At 68.9% G+C, this 20212-nt stretch carries 20 protein-coding genes; 15 read left to right on the top strand and 5 right to left on the bottom strand.

The annotated features are described in order from the left end of the window. Positions 1 to 3 precede the first annotated feature (3 nt). The 12 genes from VGB24_RS24215 to VGB24_RS24270 all read left to right on the top strand — a co-directional run bounded on the left by VGB24_RS24215 (position 4) and on the right by VGB24_RS24270 (position 14418). The gene (locus VGB24_RS24215) at positions 4 to 1146 is read left to right on the top strand and encodes a nucleotidyltransferase family protein (RefSeq protein WP_331075507.1); all 1143 of its coding nucleotides are present in this window, start codon (positions 4 to 6) and stop codon (positions 1144 to 1146) included. 98 nt (positions 1147 to 1244) lie between these two features. Continuing rightward, the gene (locus tag VGB24_RS24220) at positions 1245 to 1973 is read left to right on the top strand and encodes a tetratricopeptide repeat protein (protein WP_331075508.1); all 729 of its coding nucleotides are present in this window, start codon (positions 1245 to 1247) and stop codon (positions 1971 to 1973) included. Then, a complete protein-coding gene (locus VGB24_RS24225) occupies positions 1970 to 2785 on the top strand; it encodes an outer membrane protein assembly factor BamD (protein ID WP_331075509.1) in 816 nt (271 codons plus the stop codon). Before VGB24_RS24220 ends, VGB24_RS24225 begins: the two co-directional genes overlap by 4 nt. Before the next feature lie 8 nt (positions 2786 to 2793). Then, complete coding sequence (gene nadD / locus VGB24_RS24230) at positions 2794 to 3375, top strand: nicotinate-nucleotide adenylyltransferase (RefSeq protein ID WP_331075510.1); 582 nt, start codon at positions 2794 to 2796, stop codon at positions 3373 to 3375. A 19-nt stretch (positions 3376 to 3394) separates the two neighbouring features. Beyond that, complete coding sequence (gene secA, locus VGB24_RS24235; protein WP_331075511.1) at positions 3395 to 6661, top strand: preprotein translocase subunit SecA; 3267 nt, start codon at positions 3395 to 3397, stop codon at positions 6659 to 6661. Between the two features lie 236 nt (positions 6662 to 6897). Next, positions 6898 to 7653, top strand: a complete 756-nt coding sequence (radC, locus tag VGB24_RS24240; protein ID WP_331075512.1) for a RadC family protein — start codon at positions 6898 to 6900, stop codon at positions 7651 to 7653. Between the two features lie 141 nt (positions 7654 to 7794). Then, a complete protein-coding gene (locus VGB24_RS24245; RefSeq protein ID WP_331075513.1) occupies positions 7795 to 10026 on the top strand; it encodes a bifunctional (p)ppGpp synthetase/guanosine-3',5'-bis(diphosphate) 3'-pyrophosphohydrolase in 2232 nt (743 codons plus the stop codon). A 26-nt stretch (positions 10027 to 10052) separates the two neighbouring features. Further along, positions 10053 to 12101 carry an excinuclease ABC subunit UvrB gene (gene uvrB, locus VGB24_RS24250; RefSeq protein ID WP_331075514.1) on the top strand — a complete coding sequence of 683 codons (2049 nt, stop codon included), beginning with the start codon at positions 10053 to 10055 and terminating at the stop codon, positions 12099 to 12101. Next, positions 12098 to 12550: a tRNA (adenosine(37)-N6)-threonylcarbamoyltransferase complex ATPase subunit type 1 TsaE gene (tsaE, locus tag VGB24_RS24255; RefSeq protein WP_331075515.1), complete on the top strand. Its 453-nt coding sequence runs from the start codon at positions 12098 to 12100 to the stop codon at positions 12548 to 12550. The genes uvrB and tsaE overlap by 4 nt, the downstream gene beginning before the upstream one ends. Further along, positions 12547 to 13257 carry a tRNA (adenosine(37)-N6)-threonylcarbamoyltransferase complex dimerization subunit type 1 TsaB gene (gene tsaB, locus VGB24_RS24260; protein ID WP_331075516.1) on the top strand — a complete coding sequence of 237 codons (711 nt, stop codon included), beginning with the start codon at positions 12547 to 12549 and terminating at the stop codon, positions 13255 to 13257. The genes tsaE and tsaB overlap by 4 nt, the downstream gene beginning before the upstream one ends. Next, entirely contained in the window at positions 13257 to 13748 is a 492-nt protein-coding gene (gene rimI / locus VGB24_RS24265) for a ribosomal protein S18-alanine N-acetyltransferase (protein WP_331075517.1), read from the top strand. The genes tsaB and rimI overlap by 1 nt, the downstream gene beginning before the upstream one ends. A gap of 73 nt (positions 13749 to 13821) precedes the next feature. Then, positions 13822 to 14418 (top strand): single-stranded DNA-binding protein, encoded by a 597-nt coding sequence (locus VGB24_RS24270; protein WP_331075518.1) that lies wholly within the window; start codon positions 13822 to 13824, stop codon positions 14416 to 14418. 170 nt (positions 14419 to 14588) lie between these two features. Here VGB24_RS24270 and VGB24_RS24275 read toward each other — a convergent pair whose 3' ends face one another. The 3 genes from VGB24_RS24275 to VGB24_RS24285 all read right to left on the bottom strand — a co-directional run bounded on the left by VGB24_RS24275 (position 14589) and on the right by VGB24_RS24285 (position 16086). Further along, positions 14589 to 14921 (bottom strand): hypothetical protein, encoded by a 333-nt coding sequence (locus VGB24_RS24275; protein WP_331075519.1) that lies wholly within the window; start codon positions 14919 to 14921, stop codon positions 14589 to 14591. A 36-nt stretch (positions 14922 to 14957) separates the two neighbouring features. Further along, on the bottom strand, positions 14958 to 15635 hold the full coding sequence (locus VGB24_RS24280) for a hypothetical protein (protein ID WP_331075520.1): 678 nt from the start codon (positions 15633 to 15635) through the stop codon (positions 14958 to 14960). A 217-nt stretch (positions 15636 to 15852) separates the two neighbouring features. Then, complete coding sequence (locus VGB24_RS24285; protein WP_331075521.1) at positions 15853 to 16086, bottom strand: helix-turn-helix transcriptional regulator; 234 nt, start codon at positions 16084 to 16086, stop codon at positions 15853 to 15855. Between the two features lie 226 nt (positions 16087 to 16312). Between VGB24_RS24285 and VGB24_RS24290 the strand changes: the two genes are divergently transcribed. Then, positions 16313 to 16552, top strand: a complete 240-nt coding sequence (locus VGB24_RS24290; RefSeq protein ID WP_331075522.1) for a hypothetical protein — start codon at positions 16313 to 16315, stop codon at positions 16550 to 16552. A gap of 189 nt (positions 16553 to 16741) precedes the next feature. Here VGB24_RS24290 and VGB24_RS24295 read toward each other — a convergent pair whose 3' ends face one another. Beyond that, positions 16742 to 17953, bottom strand: coding sequence for a DUF5700 domain-containing putative Zn-dependent protease (locus VGB24_RS24295; protein WP_331075523.1), 1212 nt, complete (start codon positions 17951 to 17953; stop codon positions 16742 to 16744). 633 nt (positions 17954 to 18586) lie between these two features. Here VGB24_RS24295 and VGB24_RS24300 point away from each other — a divergent pair. Both VGB24_RS24300 and VGB24_RS24305 read left to right on the top strand, forming a co-directional pair. After that, positions 18587 to 19066 (top strand): Panacea domain-containing protein, encoded by a 480-nt coding sequence (locus VGB24_RS24300; protein ID WP_331075524.1) that lies wholly within the window; start codon positions 18587 to 18589, stop codon positions 19064 to 19066. Continuing rightward, the gene (locus tag VGB24_RS24305) at positions 19063 to 19440 is read left to right on the top strand and encodes a hypothetical protein (RefSeq protein ID WP_331075525.1); all 378 of its coding nucleotides are present in this window, start codon (positions 19063 to 19065) and stop codon (positions 19438 to 19440) included. Before VGB24_RS24300 ends, VGB24_RS24305 begins: the two co-directional genes overlap by 4 nt. 101 nt (positions 19441 to 19541) lie before the next feature. Here the strand turns inward: VGB24_RS24305 and VGB24_RS24310 are convergent, their stop codons facing one another. Next, complete coding sequence (locus VGB24_RS24310) at positions 19542 to 20201, bottom strand: hypothetical protein (protein ID WP_331075526.1); 660 nt, start codon at positions 20199 to 20201, stop codon at positions 19542 to 19544. Positions 20202 to 20212: the final 11 nt, after the last annotated feature.

Raw genomic sequence — 20212 nt, forward strand, 5'->3', positions numbered from 1 at the left:
GCCGTGCCGCCGCCACCGCGTCCCTCCGACGCGCTGCGCCTCCGCGCGTGGTCGCTTCCGCTGCTGTCGGGGGCTCCCCCAGGGCCCCCGCCCCCGGTTTCTCCCGACACGTGGGACCTGTTCCTTCGTGGAGAGCGCTGCGCCATCGCCCTTAGGGCGGCGGTCGTGGCGCGCGGCCATTCCGGCGACGTGCCGGCTGCGGCGGCCCGGGTGCTGGAGGCCCGCGCCACCCGCGAACTGCAGCGGGCGCTGGCCGCCCGCGCCGAGATCCTGCGCATCGGCAGCCTGCTGGCGGGGCGGGGCGGCCACGGAATCGTGCTGAAGGGCGGCGCGGCGGCGCTGTCGGGGACGGTTCTCGACGTGCAGGACGTCGACCTCCTGGTGCCCGCCGGGGCCGCGCGCGAGCTGGCCGGGTGTCTGGCCGCGGCGGGGTACCGCGCGGCCGAGGCCGATCCGTGGGAGGGCGCCACCGAGGCGTTTCACCTGGCGCCGCGCGCCGCGCGCGGGGGGCTGGCGGTCGAGGTGCACGTGCGCATCCCCTACGTGGACGAGGTGGAGCCCTGGCGCGATCCCCGGCCCTCGGGTGTTCCCGGCATTGCCCTGCTTCCCCCGGAGGACCACGCCTGGCACGTGCTGGTGCATGCGGTCGAGCACCACGCCGAGCGCCGCGGCTGCCTCCGCGACCTGCTCCTGCTGCGCGCCGCGCTGGCGGCGTGCGGCGCCGGGCAGACGGCGCTGGTGCACGAGCGCGCGTCGCGGCACCCCGCGTCCGCCGCGCTCCTGGCGATGCTGGACATGGCCGGTGCCCTGCTGGCGGGCACGCCCCCCGGCGACCCGTTCCGGGGCCAGGCCGCGCTCCGCTACCTCCTGGCGGCCGGCGGCGCCCCCTTTCAGCCGGGGTCGCCCAGGCGGCTCGCGGCGGTGGCCGCCGCCGCGGTGATGATCGCGGGCGAGTACCGCACCGCCTGGCTCGGCGGCCCCGCCAGCGTGATCACCCGTCCATCCGCCCGCGGCAGCCGCTGGCTGGACCGGCACCTCTCCGTCCTGGGGTGGGTGGGCCGCGCGGTCTGGCGCGGAACCCGGGTGGCCCTCGTTACGCCCGCCGCCGCCCGCCTGGCCAGCGCCGCCCGCCGCGCGGCGGCCTGACCCCCTCCTCCCGCCCCCGCGCGCTTGCTCCCGCTGGCACCCGGGCCTATGTTCTCCCGGTTTTTTCGCGTTCCGGCCGACCCCGAGAGCAAGGACGAATGACGCAGGAGCCCGCAGTCGAGCAGCTGATCGCGCGCGGCAGGGACGCGCTGGCGCGCAGCCAGTACCTGTCCGCGCTGGACGACCTGCAGGCCGCCGCCGCGCGGCGCCCCGGGTTCGCCGACGTGCAGAACATGCTGGGGCTGTGCCTGTCGATGCTGGGGCGCGCCGACGAGGCCCTGGCGGCCTTCGCGCGCGCCACCGAGCTGAACCCGGGGTACGTCGAGGCGCACGTCAACCAGGCGATCACCCTCAACGACCTGGGCCGCGTCGACGAGGCGCGCGAGTCGTTCGGCCGCGCGGCCGCGGCCGACGAGGCCAAGGGCGGGCGCTTTCCCTCGGCCGCTGCGGCGCGCATCGCCAACCTGCATCGCGAGCTGGGCGACGCCTACGAGCAGGCGGGCGCGGTCGAAGAGGCGGTGACGCAGTACCGCGCGGCCGTGGGGATCCGCCCGCAGTTCCTGGACATCCGCACCCGCCTGGGCCGCACCCTCATCGAGATGGGGAGCCTGGACGAGGCCGTGTCGGAGCTGGAGGCCGTGCTCGACCAGAACCCCGGGTTCGCCCAGGCGCGCGCCAACCTGGGGCTGGCCCGCTTTCGCGCGGGCGACCTGGACGCGGCCGAGCGCGAGTGGCGGCGGTGCCTGCAGCAGCAGCCCGCGAACGCGCAGGTTTCCGCCTACCTGGGCATGCTGGAGCGGCGCCGCGGCGAGGCCCGGACCGCGTGACCCGCACCCGAGAGAACCTGCGGACGCTCCGCGGGTACATGCAGCCCATGACTTACCAGACACCCATCCGCCGGGCCCTCGTGGCCCTTGCCGCCGCCGCCGCCCTGGGGGGCTGCGCCATCTTCCGCACCCCGCCGCCGCTGACCCTGGAGTCGGCGTACGCGCAGGGAATGCGGGCCTACGAGGCCGGCCGCTGGCGCCGCGCCGCCGAGCTCCTCACCCAGTTCGTCACCGCGGCCGGGGCCGACGCGCGGCTGAAGCCCGCGCTGATGGCGCTGGGCGGCAGCCACATGCAGGCGCGGGACTACGTGACCGCCGCCTCCGACTACCTGCGGGTGGCCACCGAGTTTCCCTCGGACCCCGAGGCCATCCAGGCGCGGTTCGGGCTGTGCCAGGCGTACCACAGCCTGTCGCCGCGGGCGCAGCTGGACCAGGAGTACACGGTGGCGGCCATCACCTACTGCGACTCGTACGCCTCGCTGTACCCCGCCACCCCCGACGCCGCGCAGGCCCGCGAGTGGATCACGGCCATGCGGCACAAGCTGGCCGACAAGGCGTACCAGAACGGCTTCTTCTACTTCCGCCGCGGCCTGTACGACGCCTCGCTGGTGTACTTCAACGAGGTGATGGACTCGTACTCCGACACCCCGTCGGCCGCCCCTGCGCTGCTGCGGCTGGTGGAGGCGTACGGCCGCATGGGGTACGACGAGGAAGAGGCCGCCGCCCGGGCGCGGCTGCTGCGCGAGTTCCCGCAGAGCGCCGAGGCCCGCATGCTTCCCGCCGCGGCCCCGGCCGACTCGGCCGGGCGCTGACGCGGCCCGTGCGCCTGGGGGTGTACGGCGGCACCTTCGACCCGCCGCACCTGGGGCACCTGGTGGCCGCGTCGGAAACGTGCCAGGCGCTGGAGCTGGACCGGGTGCTGTGGGTGCCCTCGGCCGTCCACCCGCTGAAGGCGGGGCGGGTGCGCACCCCGCCGGAGCTGCGCCTGGAAATGGTGCGGGCCGCCATCGGCGATGACGCGCGCTTCGCCGCCGACGACCTGGAACTGCGCCGCACCGGCCCGTCGTACACCGTCGACACGCTGCGGGAATTGCGCGCGCGCGAGCCCGGCGCCGCGCTGTTCTTCATCACCGGCGCCGACATCCTGGGCGAACTCGGCCGCTGGCGCGAGCCGGACGAGGTGCTTCGCCTGGCGACGCTGGTGGTGGTTTCGCGCGCGGGCGAGGCGCTTTCGCCCTCCGGGGGCATTCCCGCCCGGGCCGTCGAGATCACCCGCGTGGACGTTTCGTCGACGCAGGTCCGCCGCCTGGCCGCGGCGGGCAAGAGCATTCGATACCTGGTTCCCGAGGCCGTGCGCGCCGTGGTCGAGCGCGAGCGGCTGTACCGGGACCTTTCCCATTGATCAGGCTGAAGGAACGCAGATGCTGAAGAGCCTCGTACACGCCGTGTTCGGCACGCGCCACACGCGCGAGCTGAAGCGGCTGCGGCCCGTCGTCGAACAGATCAACGCCCATTTCGAGCGGCTGAAGGACGTCTCCGACGACGAGCTGCGCGGGCAGACGGCGCGCTTCCGCGAGCGGATCGCCGAGGCCACGTCGGAGGTGGAGGCCGAGCTGGGCGACCGTCGCGCCGAGCGGCGCCAGTCGGAAGACGCCGCCGAGCGCGAGTCGCTGTCGCAGGCCATCGGCGACGCCGAAAAGCGGCTGAACGCCGAGCTCGAGGCGGTGCTCGACGACATCCTTCCCGAGGCGTTCGCCACGGTGAAGGCGGCGGCGCACCGGCTGGTGGGCACCGAGGCGCAGGTGACGGGGCGCACCCTGAGCTGGGACATGGTGCACTACGACGTGCAGCTGATCGGCGGCATGGCGCTTCACCACGGGCGCGTGGCCGAGATGGCCACTGGCGAGGGGAAGACGCTCGTGGCCACCCTGCCGCTGTACCTGAACGCGCTGGCCGGCCGCGGCGCGCACCTGGTGACGGTGAACCCGTACCTGGCGCAACGCGACAGCGAGTGGATGGGGCACCTGTACGGGTTCCTGGGGCTTTCGGTGGGGTGCATCGACCTTCACGAGCCCAACACCCCCGAGCGCCGCGCCGCCTACGGCGCCGACATCACCTACGGCACCAACAACGAGTTCGGCTTCGACTACCTGCGCGACAACATGGTGCACGAGGTGGGGCAGCGCGTGCAGCGCGGCCACCACTACGCCATCGTCGACGAGGTCGACTCGGTGCTGATCGACGAGGCGCGCACCCCGCTGATCATCTCCGGCCCGGTGGGCACGGGGACCAACGCGGCGTACGCCCGCTACAACCCGTCGGTCTCGGACCTGCACCGCCGCCAGACGCGGCTGGTGAACGAGCTGATCGCGCAGGCAGAAAAGGACATCGAGGGGGGCGACACCTACGCCGCGGGCGAAAAGCTCTTCCTGGCCCGCCGCGGCTCGCCGCGGAACAAGCGGCTGCAGAAGATGCTGAACGACGACCCCGGCCTGGTGAAGGTGATCGGCAAGGTCGAGCGCGACTACATGATGGACAAGCGCGTCCACGAGCTGGAGGAGAACCTCCTATACTCCATGGACGAAAAGGGCCACACCATCCACCTGACCGACCAGGGGCTCGACGTGCTGGCCCCGGACGACCACGACGCCTTCGTGGTCCCCGACATCTCCGAGGCGGTGCACCGGGTGGAGCTGGACGCCTCGCTTTCGCTGGACGAAAAGCGCGACCGCAAGGACGAGCTGGAGCGCGAGTACGCCGACAAGAGCGAGCGCATCCACATCATCCATCAGCTGCTCAAGGCGTACACGCTCTTCAACAAGGACGAGCAGTACGTCATTCAGAACGGCGAGGTGATGATCGTCGACGAGTTCACCGGCCGCATGATGCCCGGCCGGCGCTGGAGCGACGGGCTGCACCAGGCGGTGGAGGCCAAGGAAGGCGTCGCGGTGAAGGCCGAGACGCAGACGCTGGCCACCATCACCATCCAGAACTACTTCCGGATGTACGACAAGCTCGGCGGCATGACGGGCACCGCCGAGACGGAAGAGGGCGAGTTCCACCAGATCTACGGCCTGGACGTGATGGTGATCCCCACCAACCGTCCCGCCCAGCGCCAGGACCGCCACGACCTGGTGTACAAGACGAAGCGCGAGAAGCTGAACGCCATCGTCGAAGAGGTGCGGCGGCTTCACACCATGGAGCTGCCCGTCCTCGTCGGAACCGTGAGCGTGGACACCTCCGAGACGCTTTCGCGCATGCTGAAGCGCGCGGGGGTGCCGCACGAGGTGCTGAACGCCAAGTACCACCAGCGCGAGGCCGAGATCGTGTCGCTGGCGGGCCAGCCGGGCGCCGTGACCATCGCCACGAACATGGCCGGCCGCGGCACCGACATCAAGCTGGGCGAGGGCGTCACCGCCGCGCGCACCATCGCCTGGCTCAAGGCCCGCAATGCCGACCTCAAGGCGCTCAGCACCTCGCCCGACCCGGCCACGGTGGTAGACCTGACCACGCAGGCCAACGACTTCGAGGTGGAGACGGGCGGGCTGCACATCATCGGCTCCGAGCGGCACGAGTCGCGGCGCATCGACCGGCAGCTGCGCGGCCGCGCGGGGCGCCAGGGCGACCCGGGCGCGTCGCAGTTCTTTTTGTCGCTGGAAGACGACCTGATGCGGCTGTTCGGCTCCGATCGCATCGCCTCGATCATGGACCGGCTGGGCGCGGAGGAGGGCGAGGTGATCACCCATCCGTGGATCACCAACTCCATCAGCGGCGCCCAGAAGCGGGTGGAGATGCAGAACTTCGAGGCGCGCAAGCGGCTGCTGGACTACGACGACGTGATGAACCAGCAGCGCGAGGTCATCTACGACCTTCGCACCTTCGCTCTTGAGGGCGGCGAAGAGCTGAAGGGCGAGGTGTGGGAGATGATCGAGCGGGCGCTCCCGGTGATCGTCGACGAGTACGCCCCCGCCGGCGTGGCCACGGAAGAGTGGAACCTGCCTGCGCTGCGCCAGCGCCTGATGCTGGACTTCATGCTCACGGCCGACCGGCTTCCCACGGGTGAAGGGGACGTGCCGGGCTTCGCCGGGCGCGAGGAGCTGGACGACTACCTGGTGGAGGCGGCGCGGGAGCACTACCACGACAAGCTGGACCGCTTCGGCGAGGCGGCCGACGCGGTGCTGCGCTTCGTGGTGCTCAACACGATCGACGAGAAGTGGAAGGACCACCTGTACGACCTGGACCACCTGAAGGCGTCGATCGGGTTCCGGGGATGGGGGCAGAAGGACCCGCTGCTGGAGTACAAGAAAGAAGCGTACGACATGTTCGAGGACCTGATGACGGACCTCTACCAGTCGGCCGCGCGCTTCGTGTACCGGGCGCAGCTGGCGCCCATGGCGCCGCCCCAGCCGCCGCCGCCGATGACCTTCTCGGGCCCCGCCGCCGACGCGGAGCTGGGCGTGGCCGACGAGGCGCGGGAGCGCGACGAGCCGCCCGCGCCGCCGCCGCCCCGCCGGGCGTCGCTGGGCATCAACCCGTACACCGCGGTTCCCCCGAAGCCGCGGGAGATGCACACCAACCGCGAAGAGCCGGGCGCGCCCAAGCCCGCCCCCACGCCCTCGGTGGGGCGGAACGAGCCCTGCCCGTGCGGAAGCGGCAAGAAGTACAAGAACTGCCACGGCAAGGCGTAGGGGCAGGGAATCGGGTGAAAGCGGGCGGGGCCCGGAGCGGAATGCTCCGGGCCCCTCGCCGTTTCACACTCCCGCACTCCCGCACTCACGCACTCCCGCACTCCCGCACTCACGCACCTGCCCCCAGGCGGGAAAAGTGGCTGGTGTGGAAGGCGGGGGGTGATTAGATTCGGGATGTGTTCGGGTGTCCGCGCGGTGCGGGCGCCCGGCGAAACCCCGGTCCCGGAGCCGCGTGCATGGTCACGATCACGTGTCCCATTCCCCCCGCCTTCGTCAGCATCAAGAAGTGGCCGGAGTCCGAAAAGCCGCGCGAGCGGCTGCGGGCCCAGGGCGCCGAGGCGCTGTCTGCCCGCGAGCTGCTGGCGCTGCTCATCGAAACGGGCGAGCCGCCCCGGCGCGGCCGGCCGCCGCGGTCGGCCATGGACCTGGCGGGCGACCTCCTGAACTGGTTTGCGCCCGAGGGCGGCGACGAATCGCTGCGGCGCATCAGCCAGGCGCCGCTCAGCGCGCTCTGCGAGGTGCCGGGAATCGGGCCGGCCAAGGCCGCCAAGATCCTGGCCGCCCTGGACCTGGGCCGGCGCGCCGCCCGGGAGTCGCTTCCCGTGCGCGTGCAGGTGGCCTCGGCGCGCGACGTGTACGAGCGCATGCGCCTGGCCATGCGCGACCTTCCCCAGGAAGAGTTCCACGTGCTGCTGCTGAACCGCCAGAACGAGGTGCTGCGCGAGGTGGTGGTCACGCGGGGCACCCTGGACCACTCCAACCTCCACGCGCGCGACGTCTTTCGCCCGGCCATGGCGGAGAGCGCGTCGTGCGTGGTAGTGGTGCACAACCACCCCGGCGGCCGGCCCTCGCCCTCGCCCCAGGACAAGGAGCTCACCCGCGAGCTGTGCGTCGCTGGGCGGCTGGTGGGCATTCCCGTGCACGACCACGTGATCGTGGGCGAGCACGGCTACTACTCGTTCGCCGAGGCCGGGCTGCTGGAGCGGCTCTGAAGGCGCGGCAGGGGTGACCACGGCCCGACAATCGCTTACATTTCACGGCATGTGCACCCCGGCCTTCGCACCCGTTCCGCTCCGCCGCGCCGCCCTCCGGGTGACGTGCGTGCACGCGCGCGTGCCGGAGGCGCGCGGCTGATGGCCCAGCAGGCCCCCCTGCTGCAGGGCGCCGACGAGGCGCGCGAGCACGCGCGCGGCATTTTGCCGCCCGACCTGTTCGCGGCGGTGGAGCCGTACGCCGAGCGGCTGGACCTGGACCTGATCACCCGCGCGTACGAGTTCAGCGCGGTCGCCCACCAGGGGCAGAAGCGGCACTCGGGCGAGGACTACATCGTCCACTGCATCGAGGTGGCCAAGGTGCTGGCCGAGCTGCACCTGGACTCGGCCACCATCGCGGGCGGGCTGATCCACGACGTGGTAGAGGACACGCCGGCCACGCTGGAGGACGTGCGCGCGGCGTTCGGGCCCGAGGTGTCGACGGTGGTGGACGGGCTCACCAAGATCGCCAAGGTGCAGTTCCGCACCAGCACCGAGCAGCAGGTGGAGAACTTCCGCAAGCTGCTGCTGAGCATGGCGCAGGACGCCCGCGTGATCCTGATCAAGCTGGCGGACCGGCTGCACAACATGCGCACGCTCGACTGGCTGCGCGAAGACAAGCGCCTGCGCATCGCGCTGGAAACGCGCGAGATCTACGCGCCGCTGGCGCACCGGCTGGGCGTGGCGGCGCTCAAGTGGGAGCTGGAGGACCTGTGCTTCAAGTACCTGGAGCCCGAGCCCTACCGCGACCTGGCGCGCCGCGTTTCGGAGAAGCGCCGCGAGCGCGAGGAGTGGATCGAGAACCTGCGCGTTCCGCTGGAGAGCGAGCTGCGCGCGGCGGGGATCGACTGCGAGGTGACGGGGCGGCCCAAGCACCTGTGGTCCATCTACCGCAAGATGGTGCAGCGCGAAAAGGAGTACGACGAGATCTACGACCTGATGGCCGTGAGGGTGATCGTCGACACCATCGCCGACTGCTACCATGGGCTGGGCGTGATCCACAACCGCTGGACGCCGCTGACGGAGCGGTTCCACGACTACATCGCCACGCCCAAGAGCAACATGTACCAGTCGCTCCACACGACCATCTTTGGTCCGGGGGGGCGGCTGTACGAAATCCAGATTCGCACGCGCGAAATGCACCGCACCGCCGAGTACGGCATCGCGGCGCACTGGAAGTACAAGGAAGGGCCCCGCGGCGACGACGTTGACGAGACGCTGACCTGGTTCCGCCAGGTGCTGGAGTGGCAGCAGGAAACGAAGGAGCCGGAGGAATTCATGGAATTCCTTCGCATCGACCTGTTCCAGGACGAGATCTTCGTGTTCACCCCCATGGGCGACGTCAAGCAGCTGCCCAAGGGCGCCACGCCCATCGACTTCGCGTTCGCGGTGCACACCGAGGTGGGGCTTCACTGCGCCGGCGCGCGGGTGAACGGGCGCTACACGCCCATCACGCGCGAGCTCAAGAACGGCGACCAGGTAGAGATCGTCACCGACGCCAAGCAGCGGCCCTCGCGCGACTGGCTGGCCTTCGTGAAGACGGCCCGGGCGCGCAACAAGATCCGCCAGTGGATCAAGGACGAGGAGTTCGGCGACTCGGTGCGGCTGGGACGCGAGTTCATCGAGCGCGAGATCCGCAAGGCGCGCAGGGAAAAGGTCTCGGAAGACCGCTTCGGCGAGGCGGCGCGCGTGCTGGACCTGCCCGACGCCGCCCACCTGTTCGCGGCCCTGGGGCGTGGCGACCTGGGCCCCTCGAAGGTGATGGCGGCGCTCTGGCCCGAGGCGGTGGACGAGCCGCCGAAGCCGCCGTCCGCCTTCGAGCGGCTGGTTTCGCGGGTGCGGGGTGAGCAGACCAACGCGCCGGTGAAGATCCAGGGGATGAGCAACCTGATGGTTCGCTACTCCCAGTGCTGCCAGCCGGTGCCGGGCGACAAGGTGGTGGGGTACGTGACGCGCGGCCGCGGGGTGAGCATCCACCGCATCGACTGCCCCAACATCCTGCAGCTGCAGGGGCACCCCGAGCGGCGGGTGGAGATCGACTGGGACGGCGGCGGGGCCGACCGATTCTTCGTGCGGCTGGGGATGGAGGGAAGTGACCGGCGCGGCCTGTTCGCCGACATCGCCAGCGCCATCTCGGCGACGAACACCAACATCAAGAGCGCCGACATCAACGCCGACCAGCACGGCATGCGCGGCGAGTTCGTGGTGGAGGTGGAGAACCTGGCGCACCTGAACCGCGTGCTGAACGCCATCAAGAAGGTGAAGGGCGTGATGCGCGTGGAGCGGCGCGAGCAGACGGACCTTGCCGAGGTGGCGGAAGTGGGCGAGGAATAGTTTTTCGTGTTTACGGGGGTTCCTGAATGCCGTTCGATCTCGTTTCTCCCTTTTCTCCCGCCGGCGACCAGCCGCGCGCCATCGCCGAGCTCACCGAGGGGCTGAAGCGGGGAGACAAGTACCAGACGCTCCTGGGCGCCACCGGCACCGGCAAGACGCTGACGATGGCGCACGTCATCGCCCAGCACGGCCGGCCGGCGCTGGTGATGAGCCACAACAAGACGCTCGCCGCGCAATTGTACGGGGAAATCAAGAACTTCTTCCCCCGCAACGCCGTCGAGTACTTCATCAGCTACTACGACTACTACCAGCCCGAGGCGTACGTACCGAGCACCGACACGTACATCGAAAAGGACTCGTCGATCAACGAGGACATCGAGCGGCTGCGCCTGCGCGCCACCTCGTCGCTGATGGAGCGCGACGACGTGATCATCGTGTCGTCCGTCTCGTGCATCTACGGCCTGGGCGACCCGCAGGAGTACCGGTCGCAGATGCTGGTGCTGGAGGTGGGGCAGGAGATCACGCGGAAGAAGATCCTGGAAGGGCTCGTCGCCATCCAGTACTCGCGCAACGACGCCTCGTTCGTGCGGGGCACCTTTCGCGTCCGCGGCGACACGGTAGAGGTGTATCCCGCGTACGAGGAGCAGGGCGTACGCATCGAGCTGTGGGGCGACGAGATCGAGCGCATCTCGCGGTTCGAGCCGCTGACGGGCGACACCATCGCCACGCTCACCCGCACGGCCATCCTTCCCGCCACGCACTTCGTCACGGCCAAGAGCAAGCTGGAGCGGGCGGTGGACCGCATCCGCCGCGAGCTGGACGAGCGGCTGCGGGAATTATTGGGCGCGGGGCGGCTGCTGGAGGCGCAGCGGCTGGAGAGCCGCACCAACTTCGACATCGAGATGATGCTGGAGATCGGCACCTGCTCCGGCATCGAAAACTATTCACGCCACATCGCGGGGCGGGCGGAGGGCGAGCGGCCGGCGTGCCTGTTCGACTACTTTCCCGAGGACTTCCTGGTGGTGGTGGACGAGAGCCACGTGACCGTCCCGCAGATCGGCGGGATGTTCAACGGCGACCGCGCGCGCAAGCTCACCCTGGTGGACCACGGCTTTCGGCTGCCCTCGGCGCTGGACAACCGGCCGCTGAAGTTCGACGAGTGGGAGCAGCTGGTTCCCAAGGCCGTCTTCGTTTCCGCCACCCCCGGCGAGTACGAGTTCGCGCAGAGCGGCGGCGTGGTGGTGGAGCAGATCATTCGTCCCACGGGGCTGCTGGACCCGGTGGTGGAGATCCGTCCGGTGAAGGGTCAGGTGGACGACCTGCTGCACGAGATCCGCCTGCGCGCCGAGCGCCAGGAGCGGGTGCTGGTGACCACGCTGACCAAGCGCATGTCGGAGGACCTGACGGACTTCCTTCAGCAGAACGGCGTTCGCGTGCGCTACCTGCACTCCGACATCCAGTCGCTGGAGCGGGTGGAGATTTTGCGCGACCTGCGGCTGGGCAAGTTCGACGTGCTGATCGGCATCAACCTGCTGCGCGAGGGGCTGGACCTGCCCGAGGTGTCGCTCGTCGCCATCCTGGACGCCGACAAGGAGGGCTTCCTGCGCTCCAGCAGCTCGCTGATCCAGACGGTGGGCCGCGCGGCGCGCAACTCCCAGGGCACGGCCATCCTGTACGCCGACCGCATCACCGGGTCGATGAAGCGGATGATCGAGGAGACCGACCGCCGGCGGACCATCCAGGTGGAGTACAACGAGAAGCACAACATCATCCCGCAGACCATCTTCAAGTCGGTGGGGGAGATCGAGAGCAGCACCCGCGTGGCCGATGCGCGCACGCCCAAGGTGGACGCCAAGGCCGAGGCCGCAAAGTCGGCGGAACGCAAGGCCGTGCTGGAGGGCAAGAAGAGCCCGGCGGAGCTGATGGCGCAGCTGGAGCAGGAGATGCGCGACGCGGCGTCGCAGCTGGACTTCGAGCGGGCCGCGCTGCTCCGCGACCAGTTGCTGGAGCTGAAGGCCGAGGTGGATGGCGCCCGGCCGGCGCAGCGCCGTTCGGTGGCGTCGTTGCGGGGATGAGGGACGTGCTCGGCGAGGAGGCGCTGCAGGCGTGGGGGCGGCGGATCGGGCGCGAGGCGCGCATGCCGCTGGTGCTGTGCCTGCGCGGCGACCTGGGGGCTGGGAAGAGCACGTTGGCCCGGGCCATCGCGCACGGTGCGGGGGTGGAGGGCGACGTTCCCTCGCCCACCTTCAACCTGGTCTTTCGCTACGATACGCCGCGCGCGCGGGTGTGGCACCTGGACCTGTACCGTCTGGAGCGCGACGACGAGGTGTGGGAGCTGGGGTGGGGCGACCTGGGCGCGGACGGCGACCTGGTGATGATCGAGTGGCCGGAGCGGGCCGAGGCGCTGCTTCCGCCCGTGCGCTGGGAGATCGAGCTGCTGGAGCACGAGCCGGATTCGCGCGAGGTGACCGCATCCCCCGTGGGCGAGCCGCCGCCGCTGCCGGCGATGCGGGAGGCGGCGTGAGCGGGCTTCCGCGCGGGCCCCTGCTGGCGCTGGACAGCTCCGGCCGTTCCGCGTACGTCGCCGTGGAGGTGGACGGGCGCGTGGTGGCGGAGGAGATCGTTTCGGCGCAGGCCAACGCGTCGTCGGCGCTGCTGCCCGCCGTCGATCGCGCGGTGGCGGCCGCCGGGCTGCGGCCCGCGGACGTGGCGGCCGTGGTGTGCGGCGGAGGGCCGGGCTCGTTCACCGGGCTGCGGATCGCCGCGGCGACGGCCAAGGGCATCGTCCGCGCGCTGGGCGTGCCGCTGTACGCCTACTCGGGGTTGATGGCGGCGGCCGCCGCGCACCGGGTGGACGAGCGGCCCGTCTGCGCGCTCTTCGACGCTCGCAACCGCGAGGTGTACGCGGGGTGCTGGTCGTTCGGCGACGATTCCGTGCGCGAGGAGTTGCTTGCCGTGGCCGCGCTGGGGATCGACGAGTTGGTGCAGCGGCTGCGCGGGGTGCCGGTGCGCTTCGTGGGGGACGGTGCGGCGCTGCACCGGGATGCGCTCGTGGCGGAGTTCGGGGGCGATGCGGTGGACGTGGAGGACCGGTCCCTCGCGCGCGGGCTGCTGTGGCTGGCGCGCGCGGCGCCCGAGGCGGGGCGGGTGGCGGACGCGGCGGCGTGGGAGCCGGAGTACGTGCGCGCGGCCGGGGTGGAGCGCATCGCGGCGACCAAGGCGGGCGCGTGATGTCGACGCCGATGGCCAACACGCCGATGGCGCGGGCTGCGTCGTTCCACGTCCGCCACTGCCGCGAGGGCGACATCGCGCGGGTGGTGGAGATCGAGATCGCGAGCTTCACCATGCCTTGGAAGGAGGACACCTTCCGCGGGCTGCTGAAGCGCACCGACAGCGACTTCCTGGTGGCCGAGATGGACGGCGACGTCGTGGGCTACGCCACCGCGTGGACGGTGCTGGACCAGGCGGAGCTGGGCAACGTGGCGGTGGCGCCCGAGGCGCGCGGCGCCGGGGTGGGCGGCGCGCTGGTGGACGCCGTGGTGGACCACGTGCGCGACCGGGGCGCGGCGGAGCTGTTCCTGGAGGTGCGTGTTTCCAACGAGGCGGCCAAGTCAGTCTACCGCCAGCGCGGCTTCACCGGCGTGGGCCGCCGCCGCTCGTACTACTCGCATCCCACCGAGGACGCGCTGGTGATGCGGTTGCGGATCCAATCGTTTGCTTGACACGCATCGGCCGCCCCTTTATCATGGCGCTTTCGCGTCCACTCTGTTCGCTTGAATTCACTGAGGAGGAGCCGTGGCCCGCAGCCTGAACAAGGCCATTCTGATCGGAAACCTGGGGCAGGACCCCGAAATCCGCACCATTCCCAGCGGCGCGCGCGTCGCGCAGTTCTCGGTGGCCACCACGCGCCGGTGGAACGGGCGTGATGGGCAGCAGCAGGAAAAGACCGAGTGGCACCGGATCGTGGTGTGGGAGAAGCTCGTCGATATCGTGGAGAAGTGGGTCAAGAAGGGCGACCGCATCTACGTGGAGGGCGAGATCGAGTACCGGCAGTACGAGGACAAGGACGGTGTCACCAAGTACATGACCGAAATCCGCGCTCGCGAGATCATTCTCCTTGGCGGCGGCCGTGAAGGCGGCGACCGCGAGTCCGGTGGTGGCGGCGGCGGGTACGGTGGTGGGGGAGGCGGCGGAGGTGGTGGGTACGGTGGTGGCGGCGGCCGTTCCGGTGGCGGGGGGGGCGGAGGCGGTGCCCCGCGCGGCGGCGGCGCTGGGGGTGGTGCGGGTGGTGGTGGTGGACGCGGCGGGGCCGGCTCCGGTGGGGCGGGCGGTCGCGACTACGACGATTTCCAGGCTCCGCCCTTCGAGGACGACGACGACCTCCCGTTCTAAGATTATCACGGCGGTTGGCTTTCCCGTCATGCTTCTCGAGCTCTGGTTAGAGAGAACCGCCTCCGGATCCATCCGGGGGCGGTTCTCTTTCCATCTGGATTTTCCGGTGGGTACGGCGGTCTGGCAGCGCTTGCCATTCCTTCTTGGAACGCACACGCACCGGCAGCGTCTCACACCGGCAACTCGCCGTCCTTCAAGGCATAGTAGCACCCCTGCGAGAAGAGGTGCTTCAGGTTGGAATCGGACATCCAGGGATACTGCCGCTTTACTAGCTCAGACCACTGGCGAAACGCCCCGGGCTCGTCACCCGCTTGCCTCCAGCACGCAGGCACTTCAGATGTGCCAAGCTGGAGCGCGGCTCGGCATATCCGCTCGTACTCATCAAGCTCGTCTGCGCTGAGTTCTGGATGCCGCGCTTCCAGCCGACCCTGAATCGGCTTAAGCCAATTCGGGCCGAACTCCATCGCGAGTTCCAGTCCCTCGCTGAGGATGGCGTCCTTCACGACCACACGGGGCACCTCGGAGATTGGCACGCAGACCTATGAGGCCGGCGGGCGTAGGCCACCGAGTGTATATGCGACAGATGCGATAGCTGCAGCCGCCATCACGAGAGCTGTTATGGTCGCCCACAGATGGGCGGGCTTCAGAGAGGCTAGCAGTTCACCAACGCTCATCTCCCCTGGAGTTCTTGGCGCCTGGATCCGCGTTGCCGTCGACGTATGCTCTGTCTTTTTAGTTTGCATCTGTGACTTCCAGTCTGCAACCAAGCCGAGGAGTTCTCGATCAGATAACGCGCTTGGGTCGAGACGAATCCACTTCACGTACCAGTCGTAGCCCTTTTCTAGCAGGCCCTCACTCCGTAAGCCTCTTTCAACAATTACGAGGAGGGGAAGTCCGAGCGCGTAGGCCATCGCAGCCTCAACTTGGTTCCACACTGTTGGTACACGGGTACCCCGAAGTTCCTCCGCGTCAGAACTCCCTCGTTTATCTTCGCCGATTTCAATGTAGACCCGCTCGAACGCCAGGATGACAGCACCCGAGCACTTGCGCATACACTCCTCAATGGAGCGAAGCGGCTGCTGATTCTTCACGTAATTTCGGCCCACCGTCTCCGGCTCTAACCCTTGTACCCGGAGAAAGCTTTCGAAATCCGCTACGAACTGCTCTTGCTCTCGTGTGAAGGTTCTCCCGACGCTCAGGAAGACAGGAATCGCCATGAGACCTCGCGAAGATGAAGGAGAGGAGTTGGATACGTCGGTACGCCTCGGGACCGTCAAAATGTGCGTTCTGAACTCGGTAGAAAACCTACTCCCGACGGGAAGTACGCGTCCGGCGCGCAACCCCGTCGTGGTGAAGCTTGGGCGCCTCGCACCCCCTGCAGCCCCTGCAGCCGATTGTTAGGCGCCCGGCTGTACGGGACCGAACCCCCCCAGGTCACCCTCGCTGTTCGCCCTTGGGATTCTCCCCCGCCGCTTGCCGCAATTCCGTGATGATGGTGTGAAGCCGCTCAGTTCGGCGCTCGAATCCGTCAGCGATGCGCGACAGGTTTTCCGGCGTGGGTGTCCTCCGCCCCATCGCCCAAGCCCGGAGCACGCCATAGCTCAGGCCGGCGTCCTCGGCGAGTTGGCGCATCGAAAATGGACCCTCCCGCAGCACGCGTTGAACCATGCTAAGGATTTCCTGTCGCGCCACTGAGCCCTCGCCTAAGCAGGTTACCAAACTTGTTGACAAGTACCTGCATGTTATCTAAATTGATAACGCAGGGCAGATGAAAAGAGGCTCGCCGCTCTCCCCGCCAAGAAGGAACGGCCAGCCCCCACACGAACGACTCGCCAGCCGTCCGATTCGTAGAGTAGCCCTGCTCGGCGGCGCGGGTCAAGAGAAGGAGGTGAGCATGGAACAGCAGCACCCGCCGTCGCCGATGCGGTTCTTGGAGATCCTGACGGAGCGGTTCGGCGCGCTCGAGGCGGTGGCGAACTCCTCGATCAAGCTGGCCCGCTACGCACCGGAGGACGAACTGGCGATGGACCTGCTCGTCGCCGAGGCAGTGCTGGAGTTCGGCTGCACCCTGCGCGAGGCGGGGGACTGCGCGATGGAGTGGGCGAGGGCGCGCGGAGTGGCACCGCTTGCGTGAGGAGGGCAGCCCGGTGGAGGCGGAGCCCCGGCGGGTAGCGGTGGTGGACGCAGCAGCGCCGGCGGGGGGCAGGCGACGGTCCGATCGGGGGTGATGCGCTGCGGGCGCATCGCCCCCGATTCTGCTACGGGCGCACTTGGAAGTGCACCGCGCCGTGAGAGCGGCGGAACCCGGCGCGCCGTTCTGCCCTCACCGGAGCGACATCAGGTATCGCTCCGTCTCAGGAGCGAAGTGGCCCACGATCTCCGGGTGCTCACGGTACAGGGAGATGTACTGGAGAAAGAACTCGACGGGTCGTTGCTGGAGCAGGCGGCGGATGCGCTCAGGTCCACAGTGGCGCTCGACCGCCTTCGCCATCTGGAAGCCGAGGGCATAGAACCGCGGGTTGCTCATGAAGCCTCGGTCCAGAACCTCCCGCCAGGTGATCTCATTGCGGGCCACCTGCTGAAACGTGGTGTCGAAGAGCGCGAAATTCGCACGCACGCGCGCGGGCTCGGCATCCGTACGGAAGCGCGCGCGCATGCGCGCGATCTCGGGACCACCGCCGCCGAACCTCGCCGGGTCGGACACCAGGTCCGCAGTGCCCTCGCCGACGACCGTCGCCAGCGTCCGTTCGGGCAGGGGCAGGCTCTCCGCCGAGTCGGCCATGGCCGCGAGGCTCGGCACGTGGCGGAACGCCGCCTTCTGCACGAGATGGAAGGTCTCGTGAGTGATGTGGGCCATCACACCCTCCCAGTCTCCGGCCGCGTCTGCAAGGTTGTAGTAGAACACGTCACCCTCCGGCGTGGTGCGGACGAAACCCGTGGACGTGCCCCCCGCCATCAGGTACGCCTTCAGATGGAGCGGACCGGTCTCCGGCGTGTAGGGACCCATGATGGCAAGCATCCGGTCCAGCACGGCCTGCTCATTCTCGCGGAGATGCGCGAGGAGCGTCCGGATTCGCTCCCGCTCGCCATGGGCCTTCGGCAGGTTGAAGTGGAGGTGCTCCTGCGCGACGTCACCCGTCCCCAGGAACCTCTGGAGGGCGGTGCCAAAATCAGCGCGCTCCACACCAGGAACGAGCCGGACGACGTTGTCCACCATCATGCTCACTCCGTGAATATTCAGGAGCGAGTCCACCGCCGCATCGGTGATAGTGTCGCGCTCCAGCGCCGCCACCATGGCCTCGGCGCCGGCGTAGTCGATCTGGAGGCTCACCGCGGCCCGCGGGACGGGCGCGGCGACCTGCCGCGGCACCACGCCACGCTCGCGGCACCCCCAGGTGGCGAGCACGATCAGCAGGGGCGTTGCGACCAGACGGGATCTATGGATGAGGCTGCACATGGTTCCGCCGTCTTCAAGTGACTGGTGCCGGGAGAGTGGAGAGCGCGTCCAGGCGCATGCCGCCGTTCCAGCCGGCACGTCGCCCGCCGATTTGATCGGCGGAATGCCCGGGGCACTGCGCCTCCACTGCCGCTGGACAACTCTATCACCGCCGACGACGCCTAAACAGCTACAGATAAACGAAAAACTCACCTGCACAGAATATGGGCGGAGGATCGGAAGGCGCTGCCAACCGGTCGTGCGCATAGGCTCCGCGACCGCGGCTCTTGGAGATCCGGAAGGACAGGCTGGGCGCGCCAGGGGCGGTGGCGAACTCTTCGATCAAGCGGCCCGATACGCACCGGAGAATGAACTGGCGATGGACCTGCTCGTCGCCGCTACGACGTATCTGGACCGGGCGCAGCTATGGGTCGCGCGCAGATTATCGAAGGCGACTCCAGTGCGCCGCGCGTCCCCGTCCCGGCACCCGAAGAGTAGCCGTGTAGCTCGTGCACTGCGGACGAAAAAAGCCTTCTCTTCGCAAGCGCGGGCCACTATATTTCGCTCTCTCTTCGGTACGCCGCCGGCTTGGCCAACGAAGAGGCCGAACGGAGTAGCGCGCGCTGCTTCTGCCGAAAACCCTTGGGTCAGGATGCTGCGATGAGACCCCGGTTCCGGGAAGACAAGGCGACCCAGGCAGCAGCACTGCTGCTTAACTGGGCCGGGGGCAGCATGAACTACATGAAGCTGATCAAGCTTCTCTACCTCGGAGACAGAACGGCGCTGCTCCGCTGGGGGCGCCCGATCTCCTTCGCGCGCGCAGTGTCGATGAAACATGGCCCCGTGCTCAGCGAGGTCCTGGATCTCATCAACGAAGGCAGCGCTCCAGGTGCGGAGCCGATCTGGAGTCGAACGATTTCTGCGCCCGCGAACTACGAGGTGAGGCTGAACGCGGCGTGTGAGGCCGAGGACCTTTCCGACGCCGAGGAGGCCGTCCTTCGCGAGGTTTACGATGAGTACGGCTCCATCCACCACTGGGACCTCGTGGACCGGCTGCACAAGGAACTTCCGGAGTGGACGGCGACCGTCAGCTCCGTCCCGATCGATCCGCAGGACATCCTTCTCCGCGAAGGGTACACGAAAGCCCAAGCGGATGAGATCGTCGACGAACTAGAGATGCTCGCGATGCTGGATCGGGCGACGGCTGCGTGAAGGTGTACGCAGGCCGCACCTTCCTCATGGTGACGAGGACGGGGGGCAAGGAGCACCTGTGGATCGTCGCCACCGAGCCGTTCGGATCCTCTGGTGACGTCGTCATCGTAAGTCTCACGACGGACCGGCCGGACAAGGAACAGACACTCCGCCTCTCCCCGTCCGATCATCGTTTCATCCGGTGGCCTACGGTCGTCTTCTTTACGGATGCGCAACTGAAGCCCGTTGACGAGATCATCGCCCTGATCCGCCAGGGCGAAGCTACCTTCCACGACGACTGCTCGGAGGAGTTGCTTCAGGCGATCATCGATGGACTGCTTGCCTCCCCGAACACTCCCCGCCGCGTCAAGAATATCGTTCGCGAGCGAACCTGAGACTGCGCTGTTCACACGAAGCTAGTGGATATAAGAAACCGCCTTCGGACGCCGTCCGGGGGCGGTCTCCTTGCACTCCCAAAACGCTCGGTAATCTCCGATCAGCGTTGCGGTTCCAGGCGGGCCAGCATCTGCTGGAAGCCGGAGCCCATCACCTGAGTCACCCCGGCCTCGTCGACCACGAACTCCGTGACCAGCGATGTGTTGCCCACGCGGAACCGGGTCTCCGAGATCGGCGTGAGGACCGCTTCCTGCCCCAGCGATCGGATCAGCGTGTCTCCCTCCAGGCGGACCACGACCTTGAGATCGGTTCGGCTCATCTGGCCCGGGATGTATTCGTAGGTGCCCACGTACCGCTCGAGCACCGACCGGGGAACACGCACGCCGGCATCCGCCGCCGGTGGCGGAGCTGCCGGAGACCCCTTGCGGGGGAGCCGAAACTCGAGGTCGACGCCGTCACTGAGGACTTGCGTGACCCCACCCGCCTCGTCGATCACGAACTCCGCCGTGAATACGGCTCCGATCCGGAACAGGGTCTCGGAGATCGGCACGAAGGCAGCCCGCTGTCCCGGTACCTCCCGCAAAAGCGTGTCTCCCTCGAGGAAGACCTTGATGGTGTTCCCGTTCTGGTCGTACTCGCCCACGTACCGCTCGAGCACCGACCGGGGAACGCGCACGGGTGCCTGCGCCTCCGTGGGCCCGGCCGCGGCGGCGGTAGCGGGCACACGGGCCGCGATCCCTGCGCGTTGAGGGTTGATCATTCGATGTTCCT

Source organism: Longimicrobium sp., from assembly GCF_036399935.1.
Taxonomy (GTDB): domain Bacteria; phylum Gemmatimonadota; class Gemmatimonadetes; order Longimicrobiales; family Longimicrobiaceae; genus Longimicrobium.